At 67.5% G+C, this 23,889-nt stretch carries 23 protein-coding genes and 2 pseudogenes; 16 read left to right on the top strand and 9 right to left on the bottom strand.

All coding sequences use genetic code 11. The features are described from left to right. The first annotated feature begins 47 nt into the window (after window positions 1–47). The 6 genes from hpf (at window position 48) to H9L41_RS02075 (ending at window position 4,592) form a co-directional block, all read left to right on the top strand. Window positions 48–383, top strand: a complete 336-nt coding sequence (gene hpf / locus H9L41_RS02100) for a ribosome hibernation-promoting factor, HPF/YfiA family (protein ID WP_028445893.1) — start codon at window positions 48–50, stop codon at window positions 381–383. Between the two features lie 251 nt (window positions 384–634). Beyond that, window positions 635–1,090 (top strand): PTS IIA-like nitrogen regulatory protein PtsN, encoded by a 456-nt coding sequence (ptsN, locus tag H9L41_RS02095; RefSeq protein ID WP_028445892.1) that lies wholly within the window; start codon window positions 635–637, stop codon window positions 1,088–1,090. Window positions 1,091–1,289: 199 nt separating this feature from the next. Continuing rightward, complete coding sequence (gene hprK / locus H9L41_RS02090; protein ID WP_028445891.1) at window positions 1,290–2,231, top strand: HPr(Ser) kinase/phosphatase; 942 nt, start codon at window positions 1,290–1,292, stop codon at window positions 2,229–2,231. Between the two features lie 17 nt (window positions 2,232–2,248). After that, window positions 2,249–3,097: an RNase adapter RapZ gene (gene rapZ, locus H9L41_RS02085; protein WP_028445890.1), complete on the top strand. Its 849-nt coding sequence runs from the start codon at window positions 2,249–2,251 to the stop codon at window positions 3,095–3,097. After that, window positions 3,094–3,714, top strand: coding sequence for a flavin prenyltransferase UbiX (locus H9L41_RS02080; protein ID WP_028445889.1), 621 nt, complete (start codon window positions 3,094–3,096; stop codon window positions 3,712–3,714). Before rapZ ends, H9L41_RS02080 begins: the two co-directional genes overlap by 4 nt. 86 nt (window positions 3,715–3,800) lie before the next feature. Further along, window positions 3,801–4,592 carry a TIGR00266 family protein gene (locus H9L41_RS02075; protein WP_028445888.1) on the top strand — a complete coding sequence of 264 codons (792 nt, stop codon included), beginning with the start codon at window positions 3,801–3,803 and terminating at the stop codon, window positions 4,590–4,592. 94 nt (window positions 4,593–4,686) lie between these two features. On the opposite strand, the gene H9L41_RS02070 is transcribed toward H9L41_RS02075, so the two are convergent. The 5 genes and pseudogenes from H9L41_RS02070 to H9L41_RS25435 form a co-directional block, all read right to left on the bottom strand. Then, window positions 4,687–6,030, bottom strand: a complete 1,344-nt coding sequence (locus H9L41_RS02070; protein WP_028445887.1) for a TolC family outer membrane protein — start codon at window positions 6,028–6,030, stop codon at window positions 4,687–4,689. 343 nt (window positions 6,031–6,373) lie between these two features. Continuing rightward, window positions 6,374–9,424 (bottom strand): efflux RND transporter permease subunit, encoded by a 3,051-nt coding sequence (locus tag H9L41_RS02065; protein WP_028445886.1) that lies wholly within the window; start codon window positions 9,422–9,424, stop codon window positions 6,374–6,376. Between the two features lie 201 nt (window positions 9,425–9,625). Continuing rightward, window positions 9,626–10,669: an efflux RND transporter periplasmic adaptor subunit gene (locus H9L41_RS02060; RefSeq protein WP_245589189.1), complete on the bottom strand. Its 1,044-nt coding sequence runs from the start codon at window positions 10,667–10,669 to the stop codon at window positions 9,626–9,628. A gap of 2 nt (window positions 10,670–10,671) precedes the next feature. After that, complete coding sequence (locus tag H9L41_RS02055; RefSeq protein WP_265583924.1) at window positions 10,672–11,187, bottom strand: TetR-like C-terminal domain-containing protein; 516 nt, start codon at window positions 11,185–11,187, stop codon at window positions 10,672–10,674. Then, window positions 11,188–11,247, bottom strand: a pseudogene (locus H9L41_RS25435) (hypothetical protein); the annotation flags it as partial. A 289-nt stretch (window positions 11,248–11,536) separates the two neighbouring features. Between H9L41_RS25435 and argB the strand changes: the two are divergent. The 9 genes and pseudogenes from argB to H9L41_RS02015 all read left to right on the top strand — a co-directional run bounded on the left by argB (window position 11,537) and on the right by H9L41_RS02015 (window position 19,589). Beyond that, window positions 11,537–12,436: an acetylglutamate kinase gene (argB, locus tag H9L41_RS02050; RefSeq protein WP_034606647.1), complete on the top strand. Its 900-nt coding sequence runs from the start codon at window positions 11,537–11,539 to the stop codon at window positions 12,434–12,436. A gap of 117 nt (window positions 12,437–12,553) precedes the next feature. Next, on the top strand, window positions 12,554–14,542 hold the full coding sequence (locus H9L41_RS02045; protein WP_028445883.1) for a DUF2298 domain-containing protein: 1,989 nt from the start codon (window positions 12,554–12,556) through the stop codon (window positions 14,540–14,542). Between the two features lie 107 nt (window positions 14,543–14,649). Then, the gene (locus H9L41_RS02040) at window positions 14,650–15,081 is read left to right on the top strand and encodes a CBS domain-containing protein (RefSeq protein ID WP_028445882.1); all 432 of its coding nucleotides are present in this window, start codon (window positions 14,650–14,652) and stop codon (window positions 15,079–15,081) included. Between the two features lie 428 nt (window positions 15,082–15,509). Next, window positions 15,510–16,166 (top strand): pyrimidine 5'-nucleotidase, encoded by a 657-nt coding sequence (locus H9L41_RS02035; RefSeq protein WP_028445881.1) that lies wholly within the window; start codon window positions 15,510–15,512, stop codon window positions 16,164–16,166. Between the two features lie 124 nt (window positions 16,167–16,290). Continuing rightward, a pseudogene (locus tag H9L41_RS02030) lies at window positions 16,291–17,025 on the top strand (methionine ABC transporter ATP-binding protein); the annotation flags it as partial. After that, entirely contained in the window at window positions 17,014–17,298 is a 285-nt protein-coding gene (locus tag H9L41_RS26395; protein WP_444542006.1) for an NIL domain-containing protein, read from the top strand. The pseudogene H9L41_RS02030 and the gene H9L41_RS26395, both read left to right, overlap by 12 nt. After that, entirely contained in the window at window positions 17,295–17,969 is a 675-nt protein-coding gene (locus H9L41_RS02025) for a methionine ABC transporter permease (RefSeq protein WP_028445879.1), read from the top strand. The genes H9L41_RS26395 and H9L41_RS02025 overlap by 4 nt, the downstream gene beginning before the upstream one ends. 77 nt (window positions 17,970–18,046) lie before the next feature. Further along, a complete protein-coding gene (locus tag H9L41_RS02020; protein ID WP_028445878.1) occupies window positions 18,047–18,826 on the top strand; it encodes a MetQ/NlpA family ABC transporter substrate-binding protein in 780 nt (259 codons plus the stop codon). Window positions 18,827–18,995: 169 nt separating this feature from the next. Next, window positions 18,996–19,589: a 6-pyruvoyl trahydropterin synthase family protein gene (locus H9L41_RS02015; RefSeq protein WP_028445877.1), complete on the top strand. Its 594-nt coding sequence runs from the start codon at window positions 18,996–18,998 to the stop codon at window positions 19,587–19,589. A 223-nt stretch (window positions 19,590–19,812) separates the two neighbouring features. Here the strand turns inward: H9L41_RS02015 and H9L41_RS02010 are convergent, their stop codons facing one another. After that, a complete protein-coding gene (locus tag H9L41_RS02010) occupies window positions 19,813–19,971 on the bottom strand; it encodes a hypothetical protein (protein WP_187523659.1) in 159 nt (52 codons plus the stop codon). Continuing rightward, on the bottom strand, window positions 19,917–20,861 hold the full coding sequence (locus tag H9L41_RS02005; RefSeq protein ID WP_187523658.1) for a VanZ family protein: 945 nt from the start codon (window positions 20,859–20,861) through the stop codon (window positions 19,917–19,919). Before H9L41_RS02005 ends, H9L41_RS02010 begins: the two co-directional genes overlap by 55 nt. Window positions 20,862–21,103: 242 nt before the next feature. Between H9L41_RS02005 and H9L41_RS02000 the strand changes: the two genes are divergently transcribed. Continuing rightward, window positions 21,104–21,265, top strand: a complete 162-nt coding sequence (locus tag H9L41_RS02000) for a hypothetical protein (RefSeq protein WP_187523657.1) — start codon at window positions 21,104–21,106, stop codon at window positions 21,263–21,265. Window positions 21,266–21,460: 195 nt separating this feature from the next. On the opposite strand, the gene H9L41_RS01995 is transcribed toward H9L41_RS02000, so the two are convergent. Both H9L41_RS01995 and H9L41_RS01990 read right to left on the bottom strand, forming a co-directional pair. After that, window positions 21,461–21,784 (bottom strand): H-NS histone family protein, encoded by a 324-nt coding sequence (locus H9L41_RS01995; RefSeq protein WP_034606645.1) that lies wholly within the window; start codon window positions 21,782–21,784, stop codon window positions 21,461–21,463. A 143-nt stretch (window positions 21,785–21,927) separates the two neighbouring features. Beyond that, window positions 21,928–23,886 carry a dynamin family protein gene (locus H9L41_RS01990; RefSeq protein WP_034606643.1) on the bottom strand — a complete coding sequence of 653 codons (1,959 nt, stop codon included), beginning with the start codon at window positions 23,884–23,886 and terminating at the stop codon, window positions 21,928–21,930. Window positions 23,887–23,889 lie beyond the last annotated feature (3 nt).

The raw sequence follows: 23,889 nt of genomic DNA, 5'->3' as shown, positions 1-23,889 counted from the left end.
AGTCCGGGCGTCGGCCCGGCGGCATCCTTCAGCACAAGGAGAGTTGTATGAACCTGACCATCAGTGGGCACCATCTCGACGTCACCCCGGCCATCCGCGACTACGTGGAAACCAAGCTGGAACGCGTGACGCGCCACTTCGACCACGTCATCGACATGAACGTCACCCTGTCGGTCGACAAGCTGCAGCAGAAGGTCGAGGTCAACGTCCACCTGCGAGGCAAGGACATCCACGTCGAGGCCTGCGAGCCCGACATGTATGCCGCCATCGACCTGGTCGCGGACAAGCTCGATCGACAGGTCCTCAAGCACAAGGAAAAGCGCTACGGCGACCGTCACGCCGAACCGTTGAAGTACCAGGAGAGCGAACAGCCCGCCGCGTGAGCGGACTTGCAGCACACCTAATCGCACGCGAGGGCGCGGGAACGGTACAGGGACACCGTTCCCGCTTTTCTTTTGCGTGACCGCCGGCGCGCGAAGGCGGGAATCCATGCCTGCCGGAGCGGTCTGAACCGCATGCCGATCGATTTCACCGCAACGGGACTGCCGGCGAGCAAGCGCTCCTTGTCGCGCCCTCTGGCCGGCGTACAATGGCGGCCTCTCCGCGCCGCCGGCGCCGAACCCATCTCTCTGCCATGGCCCTGATCGCCTCCATCCTGCCGCCGGCCAACGTCTTTCTCGACCTCGACCTGACCAGCAAGAAGCGCCTGTTCGAACAGGCCGGCCTGCTGTTCGAGAACAGCCATGGCATCGCCCGCAGCGCCATCTTCGACGCGCTGTTCGCGCGCGAGAAGCTCGGTTCGACCGGCATCGGCCAGGGCGTCGCCATCCCGCACGGCCGCATCAAGGGGCTGAAGGAAGCGGTCGGCGTGTTCGTGCGGCTCAAGCAGCCGATCCCGTTCGAAGCGCCCGACGGCAAGCCGGTCCACCTCGCCTTCGCCCTGCTGGTGCCGGAACAGGCGACCGACCTGCATCTGCAGATCCTGTCCGAGCTCGCCCAGCTGTTCAGCGACAAGAAGCTGCGCGAAAGCCTCGCCAGCGCTCCGACCGCCGAAGAAGTGCACCGCCTGCTGACCAGTTGGCAAGGCTGAGCGGCGGCGCGCCCCGGGGCGCATTCCGGCTGCGTCACCCGCACGCGGTGGAAGGCGTACGGCATAGTATGCTATGCAGTCGAACCGCCCGCTCTGCGCCCTTGGCGCGGCCGCCGGCGTACCGTTACCAGCCCTGTCTCCTGCCCGCGCCCGTTCCACCCCGGGGCGGCAGGCGCACACCGCCCCCGAAACCGACGCCATGCCGCAAATCACCGTCCGCCAGCTGTTCATCGACAACGCCGAGAAGCTGCGGCTGACCTGGCTCGCCGGCCAGAGCGGTGCCAACAACCTGCTGTCCAACGACGCCGACACCCAGAAGCCCGCCCATGCGCTGGTCGGCCACCTCAACTTCGTCCACCCCAACCGCATCCAGGTGCTCGGCCTCGCCGAGATCGCCTACCTGCAGCAGGTCGAGCCGGCCGCGCTGCGCAAGTCGCTCGACCACCTGTTCAGCACCGACATGGCCGCCATGATCGTGGCCAACGGCCAGGCCACGCCCGAGATCCTGCGCGAGGCCTGCGAGCGCGCCCACGTGCCGCTCCTGACCTCGCCCGAGCAGTCGCCCTACCTGATGGACGTGCTGCGCTTCTACCTGGCCAAGGCGCTGGCGGTGTCGACCAATCTGCACGGCGTATTCCTCGACGTGCTCGAGGTCGGCGTGCTGATCACCGGGGAAAGCGCGATGGGCAAGAGCGAGCTGGCGCTGGAGCTGATCTCGCGCGGCCACGGCCTGGTCGCCGACGACGTGGTCGAGCTCTACCGCATCGCGCCCGATACGCTCGAAGGCCGCTGCCCGCCGCTCCTGCGCGACTTCCTCGAGGTGCGCGGCCTCGGCGTGCTGAACATCCGCACCATCTTCGGCGAGACCGCGGTGCGGCCGCGCAAGAACCTCAAGCTGATCATCCACCTGACCAAGCAGTCCGAATCGGTCACCCCGCTCGACCGGCTGCAGATGCAGGCGGCGACCCAGGCGGTGCTCGACGTGGCGATCCGCAAGGTGGTGCTGCCGGTCGCCGCCGGCCGCAACCTCGCGGTGCTGGTCGAGGCCGCGGTGCGCAACTACATCCTGCAGCTGCGCGGCATCGATTCGACGCGCGAGTTCATCGAGCGCCACCAGCGCTTCATGGAATCGGGGGAATAGCGATGCCGCACAGCGCCATGCAGATCGTGCTGATCTCGGGCCTGTCGGGCTCGGGCAAGAGCGTCGCGCTCAAGCTGCTCGAGGACCTCGGCTATTTCTGCATCGACAACCTGCCGGCCGCGCTGCTGGCCGAGACGGTCGAGCTGTTGCAGTCGGAGGCGCACAAGCGCGTCGGCATCAGCGTCGACATCCGCGGCGTGCACAGCCTGCCGGCGCTGCCCGACTGCGTGACCGACCTCAAGGCGCGCCAGCTCGACGTCCGCGTGCTGTTCCTCGAAGCCAAGAACGAGGCGCTGCTCAAGCGCTTCTCCGAGACCCGGCGCAAGCATCCCTTGTCGGTGCTCTACCCCGAGCTGACGGTCACCGAGTGCATGATCATGGAGCGCGAGCTGCTGGCCACGGTGGCCGGCATGGCTCACCGCGTCGACACCAGCGACCTCAGCGCCAACGGCCTGCGCGGCTGGGTACGCCACTGGCTGGCGCTCGACCAGTCGCGGCTGACGCTGATCTTCGAATCGTTCGGCTTCAAGCACGGCCTGCCGCTCGACGCCGACTTCGTGTTCGACGTGCGCTGCCTGCCCAATCCCTACTACGACCCCAGCCTGCGCGGCCAGACCGGCCGCGACCTGCCGGTGGTGCGCTTCCTCGAGGCCGAGCCGGCCGCGCTGCACATGTACGCCGACATCCGCGACTATCTGCAGCGCTGGCTGCCGGCCTTCGATCACGACAACCGCAGCTACGTCACGGTGGCGATCGGCTGCACCGGCGGCCAGCACCGCTCGGTCTGGCTGGCCGAGAAGCTGGCCGCCCATTTCGCCGCCGAGCGCCAGGTGCTGGTGCGCCATCGCGAGGGCTCGACCGAATGACGGCCGCGACCGTGACCCTGGCGCTGACCGGCGCCTCCGGCATGCCCTACGGCCTGCGCCTGCTCGAATGCCTGCTGGCGGCCGGGGTGCGCGTCTACCTGCTGTATTCGCAGGCCGCCCAGGTGGTGATCCGCCAGGAGATCGGCGAGACCTGGCCCTCGCGCGCCAAGGAGGTCGAGGCGCTGCTGCAGGCGCGCCACGGCGTCGACGGCACGCGGCTCAGGGTATTCGGCCGCGAGGAATGGTTCGCGCCGGTCGCCTCGGGCTCCAACCCGGCCGACGCGATGGTGATCTGTCCCTGCACCATGGGCACGCTGGCCGCGATCGCCGCCGGCATGAGCGACAACCTGATCGAGCGCGCCGCCGACGTCGCCATCAAGGAAGCGAAGAAGCTGGTGATCGTGCCGCGCGAGACGCCGTTCTCGGCGCTGCACCTGGAAAACATGCTGAAGCTGGCGCGGCTCGGCGTCTGCGTGCTGCCGGCCAATCCGGGCTTCTACCACCACCCCCGCTCGGTCGAGGCGCTGGTCGACTTCGTGGTCGCGCGCGTGCTCGACCAGCTCGGCGTGCCGCACCAGCTGATGGCGCGCTGGGGCGAGACCGACGCGCCGGCCTGAGCCGCGCTCCGTCCCGTATTCCCCCGTATCCCCTCGAACAGGCCGCTACCGCGGCCGCATAAGCACGTAGACAAAGGAGAACTGCAATGACCATGGATGTGATCGACTATCAGGTGTTCGGCGACGACATGCAGTTCGTCGAGATCGAGCTCGACCCGGGCGAGGCCGCCGTCGGCGAGGCCGGCACGATGTTCTACATGGAAGACGGTATCCAGATGGATACCATCTTCGGTGACGGCTCGGCCCAGCAGAGCGGCTTCATGGGCAAGCTGATGGGCGCCGGCAAGCGCCTCTTGACCGGCGAATCGCTGTTCACCACGGTGTTCGTCAACCAGGGCTCAGGCAAGAAGAAGGTCGCCTTCGGCGCGGCCTACCCGGGCAAGATCATCCCGGTGCACCTGTCCGAGCTCGGCGGCACGCTGCTGGCGCAGAAGGATTCCTTCCTGTGCGCAGCCAAGGGCGTGTCGCTCGGCATCGCCTTCCAGAAGAAGCTCGGCGCCGGTTTCTTCGGCGGCGAAGGGTTCATCCTGCAGAAGCTCGAAGGCGACGGACTGGCCTTCATCCACGCCGGTGGCGCGGTGATCGAGAAGACGCTCCGGCCCGGCGAATCGCTGCGCGTCGACACCGGCTGCGTGGTGGCCTTCACCGCGAACGTCGATTTCGACATCCAGTTCGTCGGCAACGTGAAGAGCGCGCTGTTCGGCGGCGAGGGGCTGTTCTTCGCCAACCTGCGCGGGCCGGGCAAGGTCTGGCTGCAGTCGCTGCCGCTGGCGCGGCTGGCCAACCGCATCGTCGGCGCCTCGCGCGTGGGCGGCAGCCAGGGCGGCGAGCAGGGCTCGGTGCTCGGCGGGCTGTCGAACCTGTTCGAACGGGAGTGATCGGCGCGGCGATCCGACCCCGGATCGCCGTTCCTCCGAAAAGACAAAGGCCGCCAATTGGCGGCCTTTGTCATGGGCGGGCGATCGCGCCGGATCAGCGCGCCAGCTGGGCGTTGACCGCCTCCAGGTTCGGCTGGCCGAGCTCGCCGACGGCGGCCGACAGCTTGAGCTGGTTCAGCAGGTAGTTGTAGCGGGCCAGCGCCAGGTCGCGCTTGGTCGAGTAGTACTGCTGCTGCGCGTTCAGGAGGTCGAGCGTCGTGCGCACGCCGACTTCGCGGCCGAGCTTGGTCGAATCGAGCGAGCTCTGCGACGACACCAGCGCCTGCTCGAGCGCACGGATCTGCGCCGCGCCGGCCTGCACGCCGAGGAAGGCCTGCTTGGTGGTCTGGGCGGTGTCGCGCCGGGTCGCTTCGAGCTCGTGCTGGGCCTTGTCGCGCAGCGCGATCGCTTCGCGCAGCCGCGAGCTGGTGGCGCCGCCGGTGTAGATCGGAATGTTCAGCTGCACGCCGATCGCCGAACTGGTGGTCTTGTCGGTGCCGCCGGCCGCGGTCAGGCCGTTCTTCTTGTAGTCGGTGCCGTATTGCGCCACCAGGTCCAGCGTCGGCTGGCGCAGCAGGCGGTACTTGTCGATCTCGGCCTCGGCGATGGCCAGCTGGCCGCGCTGGGCGTCGATCGCCAGGCTCTTCTGCTCGGCGTCGCGCAGCCAGGCGTTGACGTCGTTCGGGCTCGGCGGCGTGGCGGCCATCTTGGCCGGCAGCATCGACAGGCCCTCGGCCGGCACGCCGGTCAGCTGCAGGAAGGCGTTCTGCTTGACCAAGAGGTCGTTCTCGGCGGCGATCTCGCTGGCGACGATGGCGTCGTACTTGGCCTGCGCTTCGTGGGTGTCGGTGATGGTGGCGACGCCGACCTCGAAGCTCTTCTTGGCCTGCGCCAGCTGCTGCGACACCGCGTCCTTCTGCGAGCGGACGAATTCGAGGTTGTCCTGGGCGTAGAGCACGTCGAAGTAGGCCTGCGCCACGCGCAGGATCAGGTTCTGCTGGGCCGAGGCGAAGCTCACCTCGGCCAGCCGCGCCTGCTCGTCGAGCTGGACCTTGCCCACGCTCGCGTCGGCGCGGTAGATCGGCTGGCTGGCGCTGACGGTGTAGTTGTAGCTGTTGCCGCTGCGGTCGCTGTCCTGCAGCAGGACGTTGTTGCGGCCATAGTCGGTATCCTGCGTCGCGTGGCTGTAGCCGCTCTGCAGCTGCACCTTGGGCAGCCACAGCGAGCGGCCCTGGGCCGATTTCTCCTGCCCCGCGCGCAAGGCGGCCTCGGCCGCGGCGTAGGTGGCGTCGTACTTCTTGGCTTCCTGGTAGACCGAGAGCAGATCGGCCGCGAACGCCGAGGAGCCGACGGCGAGCGCGATGGCCAGCGACAGGGCGCGGCGGGCGGATGGGAACATGGTGGGTCCTCTGGAATGGGCGCACGAGACAAACATACCGTGCAGTATTTTAACTTGGATAATTAATGAATTCTAGGTCAGTTTTGCGCGCTGCGTAAATCGCCCGGTGAATGGATACAGTCATTTACAGATCGTTAGATGTGACTGGCGATAACCTGATCCGACCGTACCCGCCACTTGCGCTCGAAAGATACGCGACGAGCGCCAGCGAGGCACCCTCGCGGCGGCGAGGGCGGGGGAGTAGGAGTCGATCAGCGCAAGCCGCGCCCGCCGAACCCATCTCCGCCAGCCAAGCCCCGGCTTCGCCGGGGCCGGCACCCACACCTCGGCCGACACGGAAGGCTCAAGCATCCAGCGGCTTGCGCACCCGGTACCAGGCCGCATACAGCGCCGGCAGGAACAGCAGGGTGAGCAGCGTCGCCACGAACAGCCCGCCCATGATCGACCAGGCCATCGGCCCCCAGAAGGTCGAGCGCGTCAGCGGGATCATCGCCAGGATGGCCGCCGCGGCGGTCAGCATGATCGGCCTGAAGCGCCGCACCGCCGATTCGACGATCGCGTGCCAGATGTGTTCGCCTTCCTTGACGTGCTGGTCGATCTGGTCGACCAGGATCACCGAGTTGCGCATGATCATGCCGGCCAGCGCGATCACGCCGAGCTGGGCGACGAAGCCGAACGGCACCTGGAACAGCAGCAGGATGGCCGCCACCCCGATCATGCCCAGCGGTGCGGTCAGCAGCACCAGCAGCATCTTGGAGATGTTCTGCAGCTGGAACATCAGCAGCGTCATCACCGTCAGCAGCATCAGCGGCATCACCGCCATGATCGAGCTCTGGCCCTTGACGCTCGATTCCTGCGAGCCGCCGATCTCGATCTCGTAGCCGATCGGCAGCTTGGCGCGCACCTCCTGGATCTTCGGCCACAGCGCCATGGTCACGTCGGGCGCCTGGGCGCCTTCGACGTCGGCGCGCACCGAGATGGTCGGCATGCGGTTGCGCCGCCAGATGATGCTCTCCTCGCTCTCGAGCTTGAGGTGGGCGATCTGGCTCACCGGCACGAAGCGGCCGCCGGGCAGGTAGACCTTGGCGTCCTTGAGGTTGTTGAGGTCGGTACGCTCGGGCCGGTCCAGCCGCGCCACCACGTCGATGGTGCGGTCGTGCTCGCGGTACTGCGTCACCGTCACGCCGCTGAGCGAGTTCTGCAGGGCCACGCTCAGTTGTTGCGAGGTCATGCCGAGCGCGCGCGCCTTGTCCTGGTCGACTTCGAGCCGCATCACCTTGACCCGCTCGCTCCAGTCGGTGTTGACGTGGCGGATGTGCGGGTTGGCCCGCATGATGGCCGCCACCTGCTCGGCCACCGGCTTGAGCCTGGCCTCGTCGGGGCCCGATACCCGGAACTGCACCGGGTAGCCGACCGGCGGACCGTTCTCCAGCCGCGTCACCCGGCCGCGCACCAGCGGGAAGTCGCGTTCGAACCAGCCCTGGATCTTGACCAGCACCGTGTCGCGCACGTGCTCGTTCTTGGTCATCACCATCAGCTGGCCGAAGTTCAGGTTGGGCAGCTGCTGCTCCAGCGGCAGGTAGAAGCGCGGGCTGCCGTTGCCGACGTAGCTGGTCACGCCGACGACGTCCGGCTCGCGCTTGAGGCGTGCCTCGAGCGCCTTCACCTGCTGCTCGGTCTGGGCATAGGTCGAGGCCTGCGGCAGCCAGACGTCGACCATCAGCTCGGGCCGGTTGGAGGCCGGGAAGAACTGCTTGGGCACGAACTTGAACAGGCCGGCCGCGACCACGAACAGCACCACCGTGATCAGGATCACCGTCTTGCGGTATTCGAGGCACCAGCTCACCAGCCGGCGGAAGCGCTGGTAGAAGGGCTTGTGGTAGACCGCGTCCTCGTCGCCGTGATGGGCCATTTCGGGCAGGAGCTTGTAGCCCAGGTAGGGCGTGAACAGCACCGCCACCACCCAGCTCAGGATCAGCGAGATGCCGACCACCTGGAAGATCGACACGGTGTATTCGCCGGCGTTGGACTTCGCCAGGCCGACCGGCATGAAGCCGGCGGCGGTGATCAGCGTGCCGGTCAGCATCGGGAAGGCGGTGCTGGTGTAGGCATAGGTGGCCGCGCGCACGCGGTCCCAGCCCTGCTCGAGCTTGAGCGCCATCATCTCGACCGCGATGATCGCGTCATCGACCAGGAGGCCCAGCGCGATGATCAGCGCGCCGAGCGAGATGCGTTGCAGGTCGAGGCCGAAGGCGTACATGACCAGGAAGGTCATCGCCAGTACCAGCGGGATCGACAGCGCGACCACCAGGCCGGTGCGCAGGCCCAGCGACAGGAAGCTGACCGCCAGCACGATCACCACCGCCTCGGCCAGGCTCTTGACGAATTCCTTGATCGAATCCTTGACCACCTTGGGCTGGTCCGACACCGCGTGCGCCTCGATGCCGACCGGCAGCTCGGCCTTGACGCGCCTCATGGTGGCGTCGAGCGCCTCCCCGAGCTTGATGACGTCGCCGCCCTTTCTCATGCTGACCGCCAGGCCGATCGCCTCCTGGCCGTTGTGGCGCAGCTTCATGGCGGTCGGATCGGTGTAGCCGCGATAGACGCGGGCGACGTCGCCGAGCCGCAGCGAGCGGCCATTGGCGCGGATGCCGATGTTGCGGATCGCCTCGACCGAGTCGAACTCGCCGGTCACGCGCAGCGCGACGCGCTCGCTGCCGGTCTCGACCACGCCGGCCGGCACCACCGCGTTGGTCGCCTGCAGCGTCTGGAACACCAGCTGCGGGTCGATGCCGAGCGAGGCCAGCTTGGCGTTGCTGGTCTCGACGTAGATCTTCTCGTCCTGCACGCCGACGTAGTCGACCTTGTTGACGTCGGGCACGCGCAAGAGCTCGGCGCGCACCGCGTCGACGTAGCGCTTGAGCTCGGCGTAGCCGAAGCCGTCGCTGGTGAAGGCGTAGAGATTGCCGAAGGTGTCGCCGAACTCGTCGTTGAAGAACGGCCCCTGCACGCCGGCCGGCAGCGTATGGCGGATGTCCGACATCTTCTTGCGGACCTGGTACCACAGCTCGGGCACCTGCTTGGGCGGCACGCCTTCCTTGAGGTTGATCAGCAGCTGGTTCTCGCCGGCCTTCGAATACGAGCGCACGTACTCGATCTCGGCCATCTCCTGCAGCTTCTTCTCCTGCTTGTCGGTGACCTGCAGCTCCATATCCTTGGCGCTGGCACCGGGCCAGTAGGTCTGGATCACCATCGCCTTGAAGGTGAACTCGGGGTCTTCCTTCTGGCCCAGCCGGGTGTAGGCGAACACGCCGGCCAGCATGAAGATCACGATGAAATACAGCACCAGCTGCTGGTGCTTGAGCGCCCAGTCGGACAGGTTGAAATCGCGCATCGCGCGGCCTCCTTCTTATGCGCTGACCCGTGGCGAACGTGCCATCGAGCGCAGCGAGGCTCCCTCGCTGGGGCGAGGGCGGGGGAGTCGGGATTAATCAGGGTGAGCCGGTGGTCGAGTTCAAGCTGGCCGCAAGCACCCGGCTTTGCCGGGGCCGGTACCAGGATTGATTCAGAGCAGAAGCCACCACCGCCCCCAGGCTCACTGGCGGGCGAGTTGGCTTTCCGCCACCCGCACCTTCTGGTTTTCATGCAGCAGATGCGCGCCGGCGGTCACCACCGTCTCGCCGGCCTTGATCCCGGCCGCCACCAGCACCACGTCGTTGCGCACCGCGGCCAGCCGCACCGGCCGGGCGTGCACGCGGCTCTCCTTCGGGTCGACCACCCACACGCGCGGCTGGCCGGTCTGGTCGTAGATCGCGGTCAGCGGCAGGTGGAAGCCGGTCTCGCCGGCCTGGCCCGGCAGCAACACGTTGGCAGTCATGCCCAGGCCCAGCGCCTCGTCCGGATCGAGCACGGTGATGCGCGCGGCGTAGGTGCGCGTCACCGGGTCGGTGTCGGGCGCCAGCTCGCGCAGCTTGGCGGCGTAGCGCTTGCCCGGCGCGGCCCACAGCGTCACGCCGAGCTCGCCGGCGGCACGCAGTTCGCCCACGCGCGATTCGGGCACGCTCACCAGCACCTCGCGCTCGCCGTCCTCGGCCAGCTTCACCACCGGCGTGCCGGCCGCCACCACCTGGCCGACCTCGGCGGTGAGCGCCGTCACCACGCCGGCGCGCTCGGCGCGCAGCGTGGTGTAGCCGCCCTGGTTGCTGCTCAGGCTGTATTGCGCGCGGGCGGCGTCGAGCGCCACCTTGGCCGCGTCGACGTTGGCCTGGCTGACGAAGCCCTGGCTGCGCAGCTGCACCGCGCGTTCGTGGTCCATCCGCGCCTTGTCGAACTGGCTCCTGGCCGCCGCCTGCTGCAGCGCGGCGTCCTTGCCGTCGATGCGCAGCAGCGGCTGGCCGGCCTTCACCCGCTGGCCGAGCTCGACGTAGCGCTCGACCACCTGGCCGGGCACGCGGAAGCCCAGTTGCGCCTCGCGGCGGGCGCGGATCTCGCCCGAATAGCTGGCGCCGACCGCCAGGCCGTCGGGTTTGGCCAGCGTGGTACGGACCGGCCGCACGTCCTCGTGCTGCGCCTCGGTCTTGCCGCAGGCGGTCAGCAGGGCCGCCGCCAGCAGGGTCAGGCTCAGGGTACTGCGCATCATATTTATCTCTCCGGGTTGGACCCGGCCGGTCGGACGGCCAGGCCTTGAATCAATGTATGGATCACTTCGTCGAGGTAGCGCTCGATATCGAGATCGCCGGCGTTGCATGGCAGCGGCGCGTGGCGCCAGATCATGGCCATCACCACCGGCGCGCAGACCACCTTGACGGCGATGTCGACCGGCAACGGGCGGAATTCGCCGCGCGCGATGCCGTATTCGATCGCCCGCGCGATATAGCCCTCGCCGCGCTCGATCACCGCCTCGCGGTGGAACTGGGCCAGCTCGGGGAAGTTGGCGGCCTCGGCGATCATCAGCTTGGGCAGGCCGCTCAGGCGGGTCGAGCCGACCAGCCGCCACCAGGCGCGGATCACCTCGGCCAGCAACTCGGGGCCGGTACCGCGGAACTGGGCGAACAGCTGGTCGCCCTCGAGATAGGTCCGCTCGTACGACTCCTGGATGACCGCCTTGAGCATGTCTTCCTTGTTGGCGTAGTAGCGGTAGATGGTGCCGGCGGTCACGCCGGCGGCGCGGGCGATGTCCTCGACCTTGGTGGCGGCGAAGCCGCGCGCGACGAACAGCTCGAGCGCCGCGTCGAGGATCTCGCCGGGCCGCGCATCCTTGCGGCGCGTCCAGCGCGCCGCCGTCTCGGGGCATCGCGCGGACCGGATGGAACAGATGCGGACTTGGACATGGGGACGAGGGTTCCTGGGGAATCGGGTACGAACAATATATTAGTAAATGAATGCTCATTTACTTTTCGGCAATGTAGTGCAATTACCCTGGCTACGGCAAGCGCAGCGCGCTTCTCGGGCGACGAACGGCTAAAATCGGGCTCAACCCTTCCCCCCAATCCGCCGAGGATCGCCCATGCCCGCCGTCGAACCGATCTCCGCCCAGGCCGCCGCCGACAAGGCTGCCGTACTGGCCGAGGCCATGCCCTATATCCGCCGCTTCTACGACAAGACCATCGTGATCAAGTATGGCGGCAACGCGATGACCGAACCCGAGCTCAAGGAAGGCTTCGCCCGCGACGTGGTGCTGCTCAAGCTGGTCGGCATGAACCCGGTGGTGGTGCACGGCGGCGGCCCGCAGATCAACGACCTGCTCAACCGCGTCGGCAAGCAGGGCGAGTTCGTCCAGGGCATGCGGGTGACCGATGCCGAGACCATGGACATCGTCGAGATGGTGCTCGGCGGCCTGGTGAACAAGGAGATCGTCAGCCTCTTGAACCAGCACGGCGGCCGCGCCGTCGGCCTGACCGGCAAGGACGGCCACTTCATCCGCGCCAAGAAGATGTACCTCAAGGGCGGCGAGGACGACGAGCGCATCGACATCGGCCAGGTCGGCGAGATCGAGAGCATCGATCCGGAGCTGGTGGCCCTGCTCGACACCCGCGACTTCATCCCGGTGATCGCGCCGATCGGCGTCGGCCCCGGCGGCGAGGCGTTCAACATCAACGCCGACCTGGTCGCCGGCAAGCTGGCCGAAGTGCTCAAGGCCGAGAAGCTGATCCTGATGACCAACACGCCCGGCGTGCTCGACCAGCAGGGCCAGTTGCTGACCGGCCTCACGCCGAAGCTGGTCGACCAGCTGGTGGCCGAAGGCACCATCTCGGGCGGCATGATCCCCAAGATCTCGTCGGCGCTCGAGGCCGCGATCAACGGCGTCAACTCGGTGCACGTGATCGACGGCCGGGTGAAGCACGCGCTGCTGCTCGAGGTGCTGACCGACCACGGCGTCGGCACCATGATCCAGCGCGACGAGTGATCGTCCGAGCCGGCCGCGAGGCCGGCTTTTTTGCGTCCTCCGCTGGGAACGATACCCGCCGGCCGGCGCGCAGCCCCTTCGCATCCCCTGCCGCACCTGCCGCATCGAGGAGAAGCCGTGCTCGCAATCTACCTGGCCCTGACCGTGGCCATCCTGCTGGTGAACCTGGCGGGCCTGGCCGCCGCGCTGGCGCGCTGGCTGCCCGACACGCAGATCGCCCGCGCCGCCGGCGTGCTCGGGCTGTGCCTGCTCGGCTTCTTCGCCGAGCATTTCGTCGGGCTCGGCGGCCTCTCCGGCCTGTGGCCGGTCAGCACGGCGGTGGCCGCCTGGCTGCTGTGGCGGCGGCGCGGCGACGCCCGCGCGATCGCGCTCGCCCAGCTGCCGTTCGCCGTGCCCTTCCTGCTGGTGCTGGGCTGGCGGCTCGCCTATCCGGACCTCGAGCCGACCGCCGAGAAGATCACCGACCTCTACTTCGTCAGCAACTACCTCGGCGGCGACACGCTGCCGCCGCCCGACCGCTGGCTGCCCGGCTACCGCTTCGACTTCTACTACGGCTTCCTGCACTACGGCACCGCCCTCCTGGGGCGCTGGCTGGGCCTGGCGGCCGGGCCGGCGATGAACCTCGGCGGCGCGCTGGTGTTCGGCCTCCTGGGCAGCCTGGGCTGGAGCGTCGCCGGCCGCTGGGTCCGCCCGCCGGCGCTGCGCGGCCTGCTGGTCGCCGCCCTGCTGCTCGGCGGCACCGGCATCGCGCCGCTGCTGACGGCCTTGTACCCCGGCAACGCCATCGCCCAGGTCTGGGCCAACACCCGCTTCATCGGCCTGTACGACCAGGAGATCCCGGTCGCGTGGGGCCAGGCCTGGTTCGGCAAGGCCGCCGCACCCGGCAGCCCGGAGGCGGCCGCGGTGCGCGACCTGCCGCTGGAGACGCCGTCCTACCTGCTGCACCTGGGCGACGTCCACCCGCCGCTGGGCGGCTTCGTGCTGCTGTTCTTCGCGCTGGCGCTGATGGCGCGGCTGGAGCGCGCGGAAGACGGCGCGGCGGCCGGCGGCGACGACCGCCTGCTCGCCGGCGCACTCGGCGCCACCGTGCCGCTGACGCTGGCGGTCAACACCTGGGTGTTCCCGCTGCAGGCGCTGCTGGTGGCCGGCTGGCTGGCCTACCGCTGGCGCGGCCGGCAGGCGCTCCACGGGCGGCCGCTGGCGCTCGGCGGCGCCGCCGCGCTGTTCCTGCTCTACCCCTTCCTCGGCCATTTCGCGCCGAACGCGTTGAGCACGCCGCTGGTGCTGACCGGGGCCAACGACCATACGCCGTGGCGGCAAGGGCTGGTGCTGTGGTGGCCGATCGCCTGGCTGGTGGCGCTGAGCCTGTTGCAGGGACCGGGCCGGCGGCTGGCCTGGTGGTCGGGACTGGCGGTGCTGGCGTTCTGGCTGCTGGGCGAATTCGTCACGGTCGACGATCCCGGCGGCGACCGCTACCAGCGCTTCAACACCACGCTCAAGTGGTGGTCCTGGCTCTACCCGGCCGCGCTGGTCTGGCTGTCGGCGCTCAACCTGGCCCGGCCGAACCGGCTTTGGCGCGCGCTGGCCCTGCTACCGGCGGTCGCCGTGCTGACCTACCTGTTGCCGCTGGCGCACAGCTGGATCGAGACGCCGCGGCCGCATGCCGGCCGCCTGCAGGGCGACGGCTGGCTGCGCGACGACCGCGCCCAGCGCGCCATCGTCGACTGGCTGCGCGCCGCGCCGCGCGGCCTGGTGCTGGAGAGCGTGGAGCAAGGCGCCTACAGCCCGTCGAGCGCCTTCGCCCTGCACGCCGGCCAACCGTCGGCGGCCGGCTGGCCCGATCACGAGTCGCAGTGGCGCGGCTCGCCCGATTTCATCAACGAGCGGACCGAGCTGATCCGCGCGATCTACCGCGGCAACCGGCCGGACGCGCTGCAATGGCTGCGCAGCCAGAAGGTGCGCTACCTGGTGTGGAGCCGCTACGACCAGGCGCGCGGCCCGGCCGTGCTCGAGCAGTTGAAGATGCAGCTGGCGCCCGGCTACGCGTGGCTGCCGCTGTGGACCGGCGGCGACGAGCAGTACGGCGTGTTCCGGCGCCTCGACTGACGGCGGCGCGCCATCCGGGTCGCCGGATTTGTGCGCCGCGTCTTAGCAGGGTGCGGAGCCTGGCTATATAGTGATTGCAGGCCAACCCACGTCGGAGAATGTGTCGTATGAAAACCGCTCGCCAACTGCTGCAGGAAAAATCGCGCCAGGGCATCTTCTCGGTGGCGCCCAATGCCACCGTCTACCAGGCGCTGCAACTGATGGCCGAGAAGGACATCGGCGCGGTGCTGGTGATGGAGGGCGAGCGGCTGGTCGGGATCTTTTCGGAGCGCGACTACGCGCGCAAGGTGGTGCTGCAGGGCAAGACCTCGGCCGGCACGCCGATCGCCGACATCATGACCCGCCGGGTGGTGTTCGCCAAACCGTCGCAGACCATCGACGACTGCATGGCCATCATGTCCGAGAAGCGCTTCCGCCACCTGCCGGTGATGGACGACAGCCGCGTGCTCGGCGTGCTGTCGATCACCGACCTGGTGCGCGAGCAGATCGCCGAGCAGCAGTACCTGATCGAGCAGCTCGAGCACTACATCCACGGGTAGGGGGCCGGCCCAGCGGCCACAATGGTGGAGCCTCAACGTTCAGTGCAACGCCCGGCAAAGCCGGGCGTTTGTCGTCAGCCAGAACTGAAGCGGCGCCCGGCCCTTCCTGATTCACCCCTACTCCCCCGCCCTCGCCGCCGCGAGGGAGCCTCGCTTCGCTCGTTCTCTCTTCGTAGGCCCAGCAGTAAACAACTTCACGGTGCCCATGCAGACGGCTCCCATCTCGCTGCGGGTTGCAGAAGCGTGTAGGAGCGGCTTCAGCCGCGAATCGCCAAGATGCCGCCATGGCCATTCGCGGCTGAAGCCGCTCCTACTCGGCGCATCATCTGCACAGGTCCGTGACGTGAACCACGTGCAGCGAAATCCTGTGGAGGCATGGTAAACACTGGGACGCCCCGACTGCCGACTCAACTGCCCTGCGCCATCCCATGCCCAAGACCTGGATCTTCGACCTCGACAACACCCTGCACGATGCCGAGCCCTACATCTTTCCCGAGATGAACCGGCTGATGAACGACTACGTGTCGCAGCACCTGGGCATCGGCGTCGACGAGGCCGATGCCTTGCGGCTGCATTACTGGCAGCGCTACGGCACCACGCTGTCGGGCCTGCTGCATCACCACGACCATATCGACCCCGAGCACTTCCTGGCCGAGACCCATCGCTTCGCCGACCTGCCGCGCCAGCTGCGGCCGATGCGCGGGCTGCGCGCGACGCTGGCGCGCCTGCCGGGCCGCAAGATCCTGTTCACCAATGCGCCGCTGGCCTATGCCGTCACCGTGCTGCGCGGCCTGGGCGTGGCGTATCGATTCGACGGCGTGATCGCGATCCAGCAGACCCGGCTGCGCCCCAAGCCCGACCTGGCCGGCTACCGTCGCCTGCTGCAGCGCTACCGGCTCGATCCGCGCCGCTGCGTGATGGTCGAGGACAGCCGCGGCAACCTGGCGCCGGCCCGCCGGCTCGGCATGGCCACCGTCTGGCTGGCCCGCCGCGCCCGGCGCGGGCCGGTCGTGGACGTGGCGCTGCACCGGCTCGACGCCCTGCCCGCGATCGCCGGGCGGCGCGGCTGGCTGCACAACAAATAACCACATGAACTGTTGAAATCGATATTTCGTATTTAACGGGTATAAAAGCGTTCGCTAAAGTGGCGTCCCTGCTGCCGGCCAACCCGGCGGCACCGCTTTATGGACTCCACGAGAACGGCACCCCGTGATCGCGCTTCACCAGCTTTCAAAGACTTATCGCAGCGACGGCCGCCCCGTCCCCGCCCTGCAGGACGTCAGCCTCGACGTCGGTGCCGGCGAGATCTTCGGCATCATCGGCCGCTCCGGCGCCGGCAAGAGCACCCTGCTGCGCCTGATCAACCTGCTCGAACGGCCCGACCACGGCCGCGTCACCATCGACGGCACCGAGCTGACCGCGCTCGACGGCGCCGGCCTGCGCCGCGTGCGGCGCGAGATCGGCATGGTGTTCCAGCACTTCAACCTGCTCTCCCGCCGCACCGTAGCCGGCAATGTGCGCTATGCGCTCGAGCTGGCCGGTGAGCTCGACGCCGCCGCGATCGATGCGCGCGTGGCCGAGCTGCTCGAACTGGTCGGCCTGGCCGCCCAGCGCGACCAGTACCCGGCCCAGTTGTCGGGCGGCCAGAAACAGCGCGTCGGCATCGCCCGCGCGCTGGCCAACCATCCCAAGCTCCTGCTGTGCGACGAGGCCACCAGCGCGCTCGATCCGCAGACCACCCAGTCCATCCTGCAACTGCTGCTCGACATCAACCGCCGGCTCGGCCTGACCATCGTGCTGATCACCCACGAGATGGCGGTGGTGCGCGCGATCTGCGACCGGGTGGCGGTGATCGACGGCGGCCGCATCGTCGAGCACGGCGCGGTGGCCGAGGTCTTCCTGCATCCGCGGCATGCCGCCACGCGCGACCTGGTGGCCGAGGACGGCCACGCCGCCGCGCTCGACCTGGCCGGCCGGCTCGGCCACCTGGGCCACGGCCTGCTGCGCCTGACCTTCGTCGACGCCGCGACCTACGAGCCGGTGATCGCCGAGGTCGGCCGCCAGCTCGACGCGCCGATCAACATCCTGCAAGGCAGCGTCGGCCGCATCAAGGATCGCCCCTACGGCCAGCTGATCGTCGGCTTCGGCGGCGATGCCGCCCATGCCCGCCAGGCCTTCGAAGCGCGCGGCGTGCGCTGCGAGGAGGTGGCGGCATGAACGCGAGCGCCTTCGACTGGAGCCTGATCGACTGGACCGACATCGGCCTCGCCACGCTCGACACGCTGACCATGCTCGGCGCCTCGCTCGGTTTCACCATCGTGCTGGGCCTGCCGCTCGGCGTGCTGCTGTTCCTGGCCGGCCCGCGCCAGCTGCTGGCCAACCGGCCGGCCTATGCGGCGCTCTCCTTCGTGGTGAACGCGCTGCGCTCGCTGCCCTTCGTGATCCTGCTGATCGTGCTGATCCCGCTGACGCTCAAGCTGGTCGGCACCTCGATCGGCGTGGCCGGCGCGATCCCGCCGCTGGTGGCCGGCGCCGCGCCGTTCTTCGCCCGGCTGGTCGAGGCCGCGCTGCGCGAGGTCGACCGCGGCATCGTCGAAGCGAGCCAGGCGATGGGCGCCACCACCTGGCAGATCGTCACCCGCGCGCTGTTGCCCGAGGCGCTGCCCGGACTGTTGGCGGCCACCACCGTCACCGCGGTCACGCTGGTCTCCTACACCGCGATGTCAGGGGTGATCGGCGGCGGCGGCCTGGGCGACCTGGCCATCCGCTACGGCTACCAGCGCTTCCAGACCGAGGTGATGGTGGTCACCGTGCTGGCGTTGCTGGCGCTGGTGCAGGCGGTGCAGATGGCAGGCGACTGGCTGGTGCGCCGCGTCGCGCGCAAATGAGTACCCACGGATAACAAGGCGCGGCTACCCGCGGCGCCGATCGGCTCCCCCAACCCAAGTACCCAAAAGGTAGACCCATGAAACTCGTCAAGACGCTGCTGATCGCAGCCGCCGGCCTCGCCGCCGTCACCGCCCAGGCCGAGAAGCTCACCGTGGCGGCCACCGCCGTGCCGCACGCCGAGATCCTCGAGCACATCAAGCCGCTGCTGGCCAGGCAGGGCGTCGAACTCGACGTCAAGGTGTTCACCGACTACGTCCAGCCCAATCTGCAACTGGCCGAGAAGCGCGTCGACGCCAACTACTTCCAGACCAAGCCCTACCTGGTCGAATTCAACAAGAACCGCGGCACCACGCTGGTGACCGGCGTGCCGGTGCACGTCGAGCCGTTCGGCGCCTATTCGCGCAAGGTGAAGAAGGCCGCAGAGCTCAAGGACGGCGCGGTCGTCGCCATCCCGAACGAAACCTCCAACGCCGGCCGCGCGCTGGTGCTGCTGGACAAGAACGGCGTGATCAAGCTGAAGGACCCGGCCAACATCCTGTCGACGGTGAAGGACATCGTCGCCAACCCGAAGAAACTGCAGTTCAAGGAACTCGAGGCCGCCACGCTGCCGCGCGTGCTCGACCAGGTCGACCTGGCGCTGATCAACACCAACTACGCGCTCGAAGCCAAGCTGGTGCCGACGCGCGACGCGCTGTTCATCGAAGACGCCCGGTCGCCCTACGCCAACTACCTGGTGACCCGTGCCGACAACCAGAACGCCGCCGCGGTGAAGAAGCTGGCGCTGGCGCTGCAGAGCGCCGACGTGAAGGCTTTCATCGAGAAGAAGTACAACGGCGCCGTCGTGCCGGCGTTCTGATTCCCATCCGATCCATGCGCCGTGGCCGCCCCGCTGGCCGCGGCAACTCACGCCACGCCTTCGCGCGTGGCTTTTTTCATGCCGCCGGCCGCCGGTCGCCGCCGACGCATTCCGTGGCAATTCGGCCGGCCGATGGCACAATTCGGCCATTCACCGCCAGGCCCCACCCATGCTGATCCGCAAGCTGTTCAAGTTCGAAAACGCCCATATCGTGCGCAATTGCAGCAGCGACCGCTGCCGCCATTCCATCCACGGGCACAGCTACAAGGTGGAAGTGCTGCTCGAGGCGCATGCGCTCGATCACGGCCAGATGGTCTACGACTTCGGCCTGATGAAGGGCACCATCCGCGACGTGATCGACGCCTTCGACCACGCGATCTGCTTCTGGGACCGCGACGAGGCCGACTACATCGCCTGGGCCAAGCGCTATTCGGCGCGCTGGATCTCGATGCCGGTATCGCCGTCGGCCGAGCAGTTCTCGCGACTGTTCTTCGTGCTGATCGACGCCATCCTGAAGAACACCGAGATGGCCAACGGCGAGCAGGACGTGGTGCTGCATTCGGTGATCGCGCACGAGACCGAGACCGGCTACGCGCAATGCTTCCGTGCCGATGCCTACAACCCGCGCATGGGCGAGATCGCGCTGACCGACGTGGTGTTCTCCGAGCAATGCCAGGCCGAATGGCACGATCCGGCCATGCTGCAGAAGCTGCTGCGCGGCGAACGCTTCGTCAATCCGGCCTTCCCGCTGCAGGTGCGCTGAACCTCGACATCGCGGCGCACTGCCTCCGCGCCAGTCGTCACTGCGCCTATTCGAGTCGCCGACGAGCGCCAGCGAGGCTTCCCCGCAGCGGCGGGGACGGGAGGAGTGGATTGAAACAGGGCGCGCCGATGTTTCAGCCCTCATCCACGGCGAGCGCCCGGGTTTCCCGGCCGCCTGCGCTGCAGGTGTCCATACACCGCCACCGACCAAGAAACACCAGGCGCTAACGCAGCTCGACCGAGCTATGCGCGCGCCGCCACTGCTGCACGCTGCGCCAGCCGAGATAGAGCGCCGCCAGCCACGGCCAGGCCGCAGACATCACCTGGGTCAGGCCGTTGAAATCGCGCAGGTGGCCATAGCGCCAGCGGAACAGCGACAGCATGCTGTAAGGCGTTTCGTTGAGCGGCCAGTACATTTCCACCCCCGCGCCAATACCAGGCAGACCAGCGCCGCGGCGGCCTGCCAGCCACGCTGCAGCCGCACCAGCACCGCCAGCAGGATGATCGCGGCCAAGCCGCCGGCCGCCACGTTGCGGTTGAACCAGGCCAGGAATTCGGCCGGCTTGAGCAAGGCGCCGGCGAACACCATCTTGGCCAGCAGCGCGACCAGCACCGTGGCCCAGATCGCCAGCGCCAGGTGGCGCCGGTGCGCCAGCAGCGTGGCCACCATCAGCGCCACTGCGGTCACGCTCAGCATCACGCCGAGCGCCTCCAGCACGCGCAGGAACAGCATCGCATCGGCGATCGGCGACACCCAGGGCTGCGGCAAGCCGCCCGGCTGCACCACCACGCCGAACAGCGGCACCGCCGGGTTCAGCTGGGTAAGGAACCACAGCACCATCAGCGTCAGGCCGAAATCGGTCAGCGCGCCCTCGGCGAACCAGCGCTGCCGCCGGATATGCCAGCCGCGCACGATCAGCAGCTTGCTCGACAGCCCGGCCAGCAGCGCGCCGAGCAGGCTGCCGGCCGCGTTGTAGAGGATGTCGAGGTTGGAGGCGATTCGGTCGGGCAGGAACTGCTGGACGAACTCGACGCCGGACGACAGCGCGCCGCCGAGCAGCAGGGCGGCCAGCGGCGCAAACCAGCGACAACGGAAGTACAGCGCCCAGGCGTAGCCCAGCGGCAGGTAGGCCAGCAGGTTGAGCGCGTTGTCGGCGACGGTGTGGTAGTAGGGCAGCGGGTAGCCGAAGAAGGCCAGCACCGGTTCGCCGGTATAGCGCCAGTCGCTGAAGGGGTAGCCGCTGGTGACCAGGATCACGGCATGCCAGGCCAAGAGGAAGTGCCGGCCCAGCCACGACGGCTCGGCCCCCGGCGAGATAGGAGATCGGCAGTTGCCATTGCCAGCGCATGGCCGCGAGCTTAACACGGCGGCCGAACGGGCCGACCGGCCGGCCACGCCGGGCGCGAACCGTCCGCATGTCGCCGAATTGGCGACAGCTCCGGGCGCCGCTTCGCTCGGCGCCCCGAACGCGCGCCTTCGCCCGCGGATATGTATTGCAGTCAGGCTACATATCGGTGATTCGCCCCGATTCAGCCGACGCGGCCGGATCAGCATTCAACGATACACCTGCCGATCGTCATGAATTAATTGAACCCAGCGATGAATATAAAATCACGGGCAATCCGGCCTCGACCATATTCGATTCATGGCCAGGCGAGCGTACCGAATGGTTTTGATTGCATGGGGGCATGCGTGGCCGGTGCAACCACGCAATACGCCCGGCCGAGCGGCAGATACCGGTCTGGAGAATGAACTGCGCCGGCAGGAATGGAATGCGCTTCAGCGCCGCGAAAAGCGAAAGGCCCAAGAAAAAAGGAAGCGCGACGGCTTCCTTTTTTCTTGGGCCCCGGGATCCCGGGCCGACCGGCGTATTAAACGCGCAGGTCTTCGATGCTGCCGCCCTTGGCCAGGTGGTCGACCACCCATTGCGGCTTGCGGCCACGGCCGCTCCAGGTCTGGTCGTTGGCCGGGTTCTTGAACTGGGCCGCCACCGGACCACGCTTGCCGCCGGCGCGCTTGCTCGGCACTTCGGCGCCGATCAGTTCATTGAGGCTGAAGCCACGGTCGGCTGCGAGCTTTTGCAGGTCGGCAATGGCCTTTTGCTTGTCTTCGACCTTGCGGCGGGCGATCTCACGCTCGAGGTCTTTTTGCAGCTGATAAAGCGCTGGCAGCGCCAGACCGGACAAATCCACCATTTTTCATTCTCCTAGTACTACGCAAGCAGTTTATGGTCGAAAGACTGAGTCGATTATGCAGCGGATAATTCAATTCATCAACCCGTCGCCAAATAAAATCGCCGCACATGGCGGCGAATATGACATATGAATTATTTGAAAGTTCAGGCCGCGTGTCTCGCAGCCGGCCGCATAGGCTGATTCAGCGCCTCATATGCGCGCTTGAGCCGCACGTCGAGTTCGCCCAATTGCTGGCGGATACCAGCGTCGATTTCGCTCAATTCCTCGATCCGGTCTTCGAGCGTATCGGTCGCCTTATGAATGCGCTTGACGCTCTCGAGCCGGCGGCGCAATTGCATCTGGTGTTCGCGCACCTGGGTTTCCATCGGCGCCATCACGGCCTTGAGCCAATTCTCCACATCGCGGTTGGCCACTTCGTAGACATAAACCACGCGGCTGGCGATGGTCTCGAAGAACTTCTGCGTGAGCTTGCTCTGCGAGGTGGTCAGGATCACGCCGAAGGTATTGAAATGCTCGTGGAAACTCTTCTCCAGCCGGGCGATTTCCTTATGGTATTTCAGCGTCGAGAACGGTGGCGGCGTGACGGCGCCGAGGCCGTGCTCCTCGCTGAATTTCTTGTACATGCCGGCCATCATCGCCTGGATCTCGGCCACCTGCTCGGCCGACTTGGTGATGTTGGCATTCACGTCCTTGAAGAATTTCTGCATCGCGCCGGTCAGGCCCGACGACAGCGAAGCGCCGTCCATTTCGCTGCGGATGCGGGTAATGCGATTGCGCAGGCCGTCGACGCCGAGATAGCCGAACAGCACGTTGGTCTGCTGCGAAAACACGCTGCGCAAGGCCTGGAAGCGCTGCATGCCGCGCTCGAAGTGGGTCTTCTCTTCCTGGATCTTGTCCAGCATGTGCTCGATCACGTCGCGGTTCTTGCCGCGCAGCGCGGTCAATTCGTCGAGCTGCTCCTTCACGCCCTCGCGCCGCGCATTGAGGATGCCGCGCGTCGACAGCACCACGTCCTCGACCTCGGTCTGGCTGTTGTCGCGCACGATCTCCTGCTTGAACGGGATCAGGTCCTCCGACAGCGCCTTCTCCAGCGGCGCCAGCCGGGCTTTGGCCAGCAGTTCGGCGTCGTCGTTGATCTTGCCGACCAGGCCCTTCTGGGCCGAGACCGGGAATACCTGGCTGGTGCGGATGCCGAGCAGCTCGGCGCTGGTGCGCACCTGCTTGTCGATCTCGGCCTCGACCTCGGCCTCGCTCTTGAGGCTGTCCCACAGGCCGTCGATCTTGTTGAGCACCACCAGCCGGCCGCGCTGGCCGCCTTGGGCACGGCCGATATGGTTGCGCCAGACGTCGATGTCGGTCTTGGTCACGCCGGTGTCGGCCGCCAGGATGAACAGGATCGCGTGGGCATTGGGCAGCAGGTTCAGCGTCAGTTCCGGCTCGGTACCGATCGCATTGAGACCCGGCGTATCGAGGATGACGAGACCCTGCTTGAGCAGCGGATGCGGGAAATTGATGGTGGCGTGGCGCCAGCACGGGATTTCGATCTGGCCGTTCTGCACCGACAGCTTGTGATCGGGGTCGCTTTCGTCGAACAGGCCGTATTTCTTGGCCTCCTCGACCGGCACCCATTTCTTCTGGCCGACCTGCTGGAAGGCGGCCAGCATCGCCTCGCCCGATTCGATGTCGAGCGCGACCGACACCCATTCGTCGGGATAACGCTTGTATTCGGAGGTGGTGGTATCGCCGGCGCGCGTTTCGATCGGCAAAAGCTGGATGCAATTGGGGCGCGACGGGTCGTATTGCAATTCGGTCGGGCACATCGTGGTGCGGCCGGCCGACGAAGGCAGCACGCGCTGCTTGTATTCGGCGAAGAAAATCGCGTTGATGAGCTCGGATTTGCCGCGCGAGAATTCGGCGACGAAGGCGATGTTGAGCTTGTCGTCGCGCAGCTTGTCCAGGAGATGCTGGATGCGCATATTGGTCTGCGCGTCGTTCAGATCCTGTTCCGACAGCCAGCGCTGCAAATCGCCGATGCTCTGGATCAGCTTGCCGCGCCATTCGCTGTAGGCCTCGAAATTGGCCACCAGGTTGTCATGCCCCATCTT

This window comes from Chitinimonas koreensis (assembly GCF_014353015.1).
In the GTDB taxonomy this organism is placed as follows: domain Bacteria; phylum Pseudomonadota; class Gammaproteobacteria; order Burkholderiales; family Chitinimonadaceae; genus Chitinimonas; species Chitinimonas koreensis.
The sequence above is the reverse complement of the archived record's forward strand: the minus strand, read 5'-3'. Positions and strand labels throughout refer to the sequence as shown.